We start from the raw sequence: 6000 nt of genomic DNA on the forward strand, positions 1-6000 counted from the left end.
CGCCGGGCTGCGAATCGGGATGAAACAGGCTGCTGCCCGTGAGGGTGAGCGTGAGCCCACCCGTCACGAGCAGCAGTCCTGCGGCAAAGCCGGCCCGCTGGTATCGGGCCATCGCGTCAGTGCTCGGACTCGTCCTCGCGGCGGCGGATGGTTGCCGTCGTGATTGCGATGCCGGCCATGGCGATCGCCAGGCCACCGAGCATCAGCGTGGCCGACGAGCCTCCGCCTTCGACCGGACCGCCGTCGGTGTGCACGAGCCTCGGCACCTCAGGGGTGTTCGAGGGGTGCACCACCGGCGTCGTGCTGGTGGACGGGGGTGGCGTGGTCTCGGTGGGAGGCGGGGTCGTCTCGGTGGGAGGCGGGGTGGTCTCGGTGGGAGGCGGGGTGGTCTCGGTGGGAGGCGGGGTGGTCTCGGTGGGAGGCGGGGTGGTCTCGGTGGGAGGCGGGGTCGTCTCGGTGGGAGGCGGCGTCGTCTGGGTGACCGCCGGGCTGGAGGGCGCCGGCGTGGAGGCGAGGGATGAGGTGGACGTGGCGCTGGCGGATGGGTAGCTCGCGTCAGCGGGGGCGCTGGTGGCGCCCATCACCATGACCCCCGCCCCGGCCAGGCTCACGGCCAGGCCAAGCGTTCGCGCTGCTCGTCGTCCTGTCGTCGGTACCTGCATGAAGTTCCCCTTGCGTGAGGGCCCGCTCGGTGCGGGGCCGGTTCCCCGTTCTCAGCCAAGGTAAAGGCAAGGCAAGAGGGAAGTCTTGAGAACGCAAGAACTCGTCAAGAAATAGTCATTAGCGGGAAATGCGCTGCCCGTTCGGCCCTGCCGCCGCGCCAGTTCTGGCCGCGCTCCGACTCCGCTCCGCACCGGGTCACGATCTGACTAGGCTGCCCTCATCCGACCCCGTCCGGGGCTGCTTCGAGGAGGAGTTGCCATGAGTATTGCCCACCGCCGCGTCGGCACGGGCCCGAATGTGGTTATTTGCCTGCCCGGCTGGTTTGGGTCATCGGAAGGCTGGGGGCACTGGCCCGAGCTGCTGGACGGCGAGCGCCGCAGTTTCCTGTTCACCGACTACCGCGGTTACGGCGCCCGTCAGGACGAGGAGGGCGAGCACACCATCGACGAGATCGCCCGAGACACCCTCGCCTTGGCGGATGAGGTGGGTGCGCAGACGTTTTCGCTGATTGGCCACTCGATGGGTGGCAGCGCAGTCCAACGCGTCCTCTCGATGGCGCCAGACCGCGTCGAGCGGATGATCGGCATCAGCCCCGTGCCGGCCTCGGGTGTTCCGTTCGACGATGACGGCTGGGCGTTGTTCTCGGGAGCAGCCCAGTCCGACGACAACCGTGCGGCGATCATCGATCTCACCACCGGAAACCGGCTGACCAGGCGGTGGATCGACCAGATGGTCGCCAGCTCGGTCGAGAACTCGACACGCGAGGCCTTCGGCGACTACCTGGAGGCGTGGGCCAAGACCGACTTCGCCTCTGAGGTCGAGGGAAGCTCCGTCCAGGCTCTGGCGATCGTGGGGGAGCACGACCCGGCGCTCGGTGAAGAGACCATCAACGCGACCTGGCGGGAGACCTACCGCAACTGCGTGGTGCAGGTCATGGCCAATGCCGGTCACTACGCCATGTTCGAGACCCCGGTCGCGTTGGCGACGAGCGTCGAGGCCTTCCTGGACCGGGCCTGAGCGGGCAGCAAGTTTGGGCCAGGAGCTGGCGAACATGAACGCGAGGATCGCCACGGCATACGACCGGCTACCGGCACACGTGCAGGAGCTCACCACGCTGGCGCACGATCCGGCGACCTACCAGACGGGAGTGCCCTACGAGGGCCTCGCCGCACTGCGTGACGGGTATGGCGTGGTGCCCGTCGCCGAGCCTGCGCTCACCGGCTGGCCGGAGGGCCCGGGCTACTGGCTCGTGCTGCGGCACGCCGATGTGGAACGGGTGCTGCGGGACCCGCACACCTTCTCGTCTGCCGTCGGGGGCACCCAGATCCGCGACCCCGCGAGTGCGGAGGACCTCGCCTACGTGCAGCGGATGATGCTCAACATGGACCCGCCCGACCACACCCGACTGCGACGGATGCTGGCGAAGTCGTTCACCCCGAGGGCCGTGTCCAAGCTGGAGGAGCAGATCCAGGCACATGTCGACCGGATCGTGGACCGCATGCTGGCACATGGAGACTCGGGGGAGTGTGACTTCGCGAAGGACGTGGCGGCCGACCTGCCGCTGCTCGCCCTGGCCGACGTGCTGGGCGTGCCGAGCCAGGATCGGTGGCTGCTCTTCGACTGGTCGAACCGCGTGATCGGCTGGCAGGACCCCGACTACGCCACGAGCGGCTCCTTCGACCCCAGCCGCGGCACTGACCTGGCCCGTGCGGCTCTCGCCGAGCGGCCTGAGCCTGGGGCGGACGGGCTCATGCCCGACCCTCGCTCGCGCGAGGGGATGCTCGACCTCTACACCTATGCGCACCTGCTCGGCGAGGCCAAGCGTCGCGAACCGGGCGAGGACGTGATGTCGATCCTCATGGCGCAGCGTGACGGCGAGGACGGAACGGTCAGCGTCGAGGAGTTCGAGAACCTCTTCTGGCTCTTTGCGGTGGCCGGCAACGAGACGCTGCGAAACGGCATACCAGGAGGGATGATCGCCCTGCTGCAGCATCCGGAGACGCAGCGGCAGCTGCGGGACCAGCCGGACCAGGTGCCCGCGGCGGTCGAGGAGATGCTGCGCTGGTGGACTCCGGTGATGGCCTTCCGCCGGACGGCGACATCCGCGACCCGGCTCGGCGACGTGGAGCTGCGGGCCGGGGACAAGATCGTCGTCTCCTTCGCGGCGGCGAACCGGGACGCGGCCGTCTTCACCGAACCCGACCGCTTCGACATCGAGCGATCCACCTCGGCCCACCTGACCTTCGGCCACGGGCCGCACTTCTGCCTCGGCTCCCACCTCGCACGAGTGCAGATGCGTTGTCTTTTCACCACGTTGCTCGCACGCACGAGCTGGCTCGAGGCTGCCGGCGAGCCGGCGCTGCTGCGGTCGAACTTCCAGCGGGGTGTGAAGCGACTGCCTCTGGCCTGGACACGCTGAGCCGCGCGCGGTCCAGGACCACGCGCGGCTCAGCACGCCTGCAACCGGTCGGCTCAGTTGCCGACGAGCCTGATCGAGAAACTGCCCTCCCCGTCACCCGTGAGGTGGGCGGTCATCCCGAAGCTGCGGAGCGACTTGACGAACTCACGCTCCTCGTCGTCCTTGATCGCGCCCAGGTAGTGGTGTTCGAGGTCGTCGAGGTCCACGTAGGAGACCCACTCCGCGGTCTTGGCACCAGGGACCGCCAGCCGGAAGGAGTCGCTGTCGCCCAGCCTGCCGCCCCGCGCGATCCAGTCCAGGCCGGGCTGTCCGGTGGCCACCAGGAACGAGTCACCCTTGGCATGGTGCACGAGCGGCAGCTCGGAACCCTCGTCCCGGGCGAGCTTCTCGAGCTTGGTCATGACCTCCGTCGCCTTGCCGGTGTCGGTCTTGACCCGGACGCCGGCGATGACGTCCTCCGGACCCGAGGTGTTCTCGAAGTCCTGGTCAGGAGCGGCGATGACCAGGTTGCGGCCGACCAACGTCTGGAGGTCCTCGGGCAGGGCGATGCCGTAGCGCTCCTTGAACTCGTCGAGGAGCTGCTGGGCCGACTGGGTCGAACCCAGCGGCTGTGACTGGTCGTCGGCCAGCTTCATGAAGGAGTCCCAGGCGTTGCCGATGATCTGGTCACCGTGGGAGAGAGCGACGGCGACGGCCGTGTCGTCGGGCAGTGAGGTGATGGCCGACTCCACCTCGTCCTGCGGAGCCTTGGTGGACTCCTGACCGCGGGTGATGCCGGCCAGCTCGAGGTAGTCGGAGTCGAAGCGCAGGGCGACGGCGAAGCGGCCGGCCTTCTTCAGCTGCTCCGCGCGCGTCCGCGGACCCATCAGGTCGCCGGCCCGCTCGGCCAGCCCGCCGAGGTCCGCCCAGCCCGAGACGATGCCCGGCTCGCCGAGGTCGTCCATGTCGCCCGCGAACGTCGTGTTGTCGGACAGCGGCCCTTCGTCGATGGCCGACCTGACCTCGGCAGCCCGGCCGGGCATGGTGAAGACGGCGTAGTCACCATGGAAGAAGTAGTCCGGCTTGTCGGAGTCCTTGGCCACCAGCTCGTGGGTGCCGCCCGGGATCGGGGCGCTCGCGCCGAAGGAGGTGGCCGGGCCAGCCGGCACGGCGGCGAGGATCTTGTCGATGCCCTCGCGTGCCTTGCCCTCGTCCTTGACCTGGAGGGCCACGGCCACCATCGGGTCGTCTCCGCTCTGGTGGGGGGCGGAGACGCTCATGCCCAGCCTGTCGCCGAGCCAAGGCTTGATGTCCCGGTCGTAGTCGATGTCCTTGATCGACGGGTTGTCCTTCTGGGCGGCGTCCCACAGCTTCTTGCGGATGTCTCCGGTCGTGAAGTCTCCGTTGGACTTGGGGAACGTGGACAGGAACCGCACGGCCGCCACCTTCTGACCGACCGAGGGATCGATGTCCATGCGCCAGTAAGCGATCGCGTTGCCGGGCAGCGCCTCAGCAGGTTGCTGCCCACCGCCGCCGAGCTTCGTGACGGCGAAGGCGGCGCCACCTGCGAGCACCAGCGCGACGGCCAGCAGGACCGTGATGATCGCGCTCTTGTGGGACTTGCGCTGCCCCCGTCCCGCCGGCGGCTGGGCGTAGGGCTGGCCGACATAGGGCTGGGCGCCATACGGACCGGACTGGTGTCCCCCCGGTGGCGGGCCGTCGCCGGAAGGCGGCGGCATCGGTCGGTCCGGACCGGATGGTGGGTGTTCAGACATGGTGCTCCCCTGTTGTGTGGTGATGACCCCGTGACGGAGTAGGCGTGTGGTCCTGCTGCGTCGTGCGTCGTCCTTGGGTTCCGAATGACCGGGCGAGCGGACAGCGCCGAAGTGCGCAGGATGCAGTGCTATCGGCGTCTGGGTTGGGTAAATTTTCAATTTGTGACCATTTCGTGACCTTTGCTCCGCGGCCGAGGCCGGTCGGTCCCGAACCTTCCGAGTGACCTGCAAAAAGACATTGGTGTAACTCGGCGTGTCCTCTTGGACGCGAGGCCGGTGGGGGAGATGATGCGCGCGGGAGCGGTGTGACTTGTGTTCCCAGTGGGGCGAATTAGCTCTAGTCTCCGTCGTTGTCAGCTTCCCGACGGAGAGGTCCTCACCGTGCCCCGCAGTAGTCGGTCGACCCGAATCACCTTGGTCACAGCCGTGGGCAGCGCCTTGGCCATGGTGGTCAGCGCCGGGCCCGCTCAGGCCAGCGTCGACCCGGTCTACCCCTCCGCGGGAGAGGTGCAGGCGGCCCAGTCCGCGGTGACCAGCAAGAAGCAGCAGGTCGAAGCACTCCAGGGCCGGCTCAACGCCTCGTATGCCCAGGAGCAGCAGGTGCGCAAGGAGGCCGGCGAGGCGGCCGAGAAGTACAACGGTGCCCGCGTCGAGCTGCAACAGAAGCGGGCCGCGGCCAAGGTCGCGTCACGCAAGTCGCGCGAGGCCCGGCAGCAGGCCCACACCGCCCGCACCGCGGTGGGCGAGCTGGCGGCCGGCATCTACCGACAGGGCGGCAGCCTCGGTGACCTGGAGATGTTCCTGTCCGATGGTGGGCCGCAGACTGTGCTCGACCGGGCAGCCGGATTCGCCGTGGTCGGCAAGTATCGAGACCGGACCCTCGAGCAGGCGTCGGCCAGCTCGCAGACGGCGGCGACGTTGGAGCGCCAGGCGGCTCGGGCGCAGGCCCAGGAGGCCGCGGCCGAGATGAGGGCCAAGCAGGCCAAGGGCGAGGCCGAGGCGAAGGTCGCCGCGGTGCAGTCGGAGACCCGGCGGCTGCAGAGCCAGCAGTCCGCGATGGTCACCGAACTGGCCCAGCTGCGGCGCACCTCGGTGAGCAAGGAGCGGCAGCGTCAGGCGGGGCTGCGGGCCGAAGCCGAGCGCCGGGCCGCCGAGGCCGCGCGC

The 6000-nt window shown here is 69.1% G+C and carries 6 protein-coding genes; 4 read left to right on the plus strand and 2 right to left on the minus strand.

Going from position 1 to position 6000, the window contains the following annotated elements:
* Nucleotides 1-116: 116 nt before the first annotated feature.
* On the minus strand, nt 117-254 hold the full coding sequence (locus FRW57_RS22930; protein ID WP_162308211.1) for a hypothetical protein: 138 nt from the start codon (nt 252-254) through the stop codon (nt 117-119).
* Here FRW57_RS22930 and FRW57_RS02745 point away from each other — a divergent pair.
* From FRW57_RS02745 to FRW57_RS02755, 3 genes are all read left to right on the plus strand, one after another.
* A complete protein-coding gene (locus tag FRW57_RS02745; RefSeq protein WP_152185227.1) occupies nt 247-549 on the plus strand; it encodes a hypothetical protein in 303 nt (100 codons plus the stop codon). The two genes, FRW57_RS22930 and FRW57_RS02745, sit on opposite strands and share 8 nt — an antisense overlap.
* A gap of 372 nt (nt 550-921) precedes the next feature.
* Nucleotides 922-1680 (plus strand): alpha/beta fold hydrolase, encoded by a 759-nt coding sequence (locus FRW57_RS02750; RefSeq protein WP_137122258.1) that lies wholly within the window; start codon nt 922-924, stop codon nt 1678-1680.
* A 34-nt stretch (nt 1681-1714) separates the two neighbouring features.
* Nucleotides 1715-3082: a cytochrome P450 gene (locus tag FRW57_RS02755; RefSeq protein WP_137122257.1), complete on the plus strand. Its 1368-nt coding sequence runs from the start codon at nt 1715-1717 to the stop codon at nt 3080-3082.
* A gap of 53 nt (nt 3083-3135) precedes the next feature.
* Here FRW57_RS02755 and FRW57_RS02760 read toward each other — a convergent pair whose 3' ends face one another.
* Nucleotides 3136-4800 carry a DUF3352 domain-containing protein gene (locus tag FRW57_RS02760; protein WP_162308209.1) on the minus strand — a complete coding sequence of 555 codons (1665 nt, stop codon included), beginning with the start codon at nt 4798-4800 and terminating at the stop codon, nt 3136-3138.
* A 417-nt stretch (nt 4801-5217) separates the two neighbouring features.
* On the opposite strand from FRW57_RS02760, the gene FRW57_RS02765 reads away from it, so the two are divergent.
* Nucleotides 5218-6000: coiled-coil domain-containing protein (locus tag FRW57_RS02765; RefSeq protein ID WP_162529238.1), on the plus strand; the 783-nt coding region annotated here is incomplete at its 3' end.

Source organism: Segeticoccus rhizosphaerae, assembly GCF_009192725.1.
GTDB lineage: Bacteria > Actinomycetota > Actinomycetes > Actinomycetales > Dermatophilaceae > Segeticoccus > Segeticoccus rhizosphaerae.

Coding starts and splice junctions, on each gene's coding strand:
- FRW57_RS02750 (WP_137122258.1), top strand. CDS start 922: ATGAGTATTGCCCACCGCCGCGTCGGCACGGGCCCGAATGTGGTTATT.
- FRW57_RS02755 (WP_137122257.1), top strand. CDS start 1,715: ATGAACGCGAGGATCGCCACGGCATACGACCGGCTACCGGCACACGTG.
- FRW57_RS02760 (WP_162308209.1), bottom strand. CDS start 4,800: ATGCCGCCGCCTTCCGGCGACGGCCCGCCACCGGGGGGACACCAGTCC.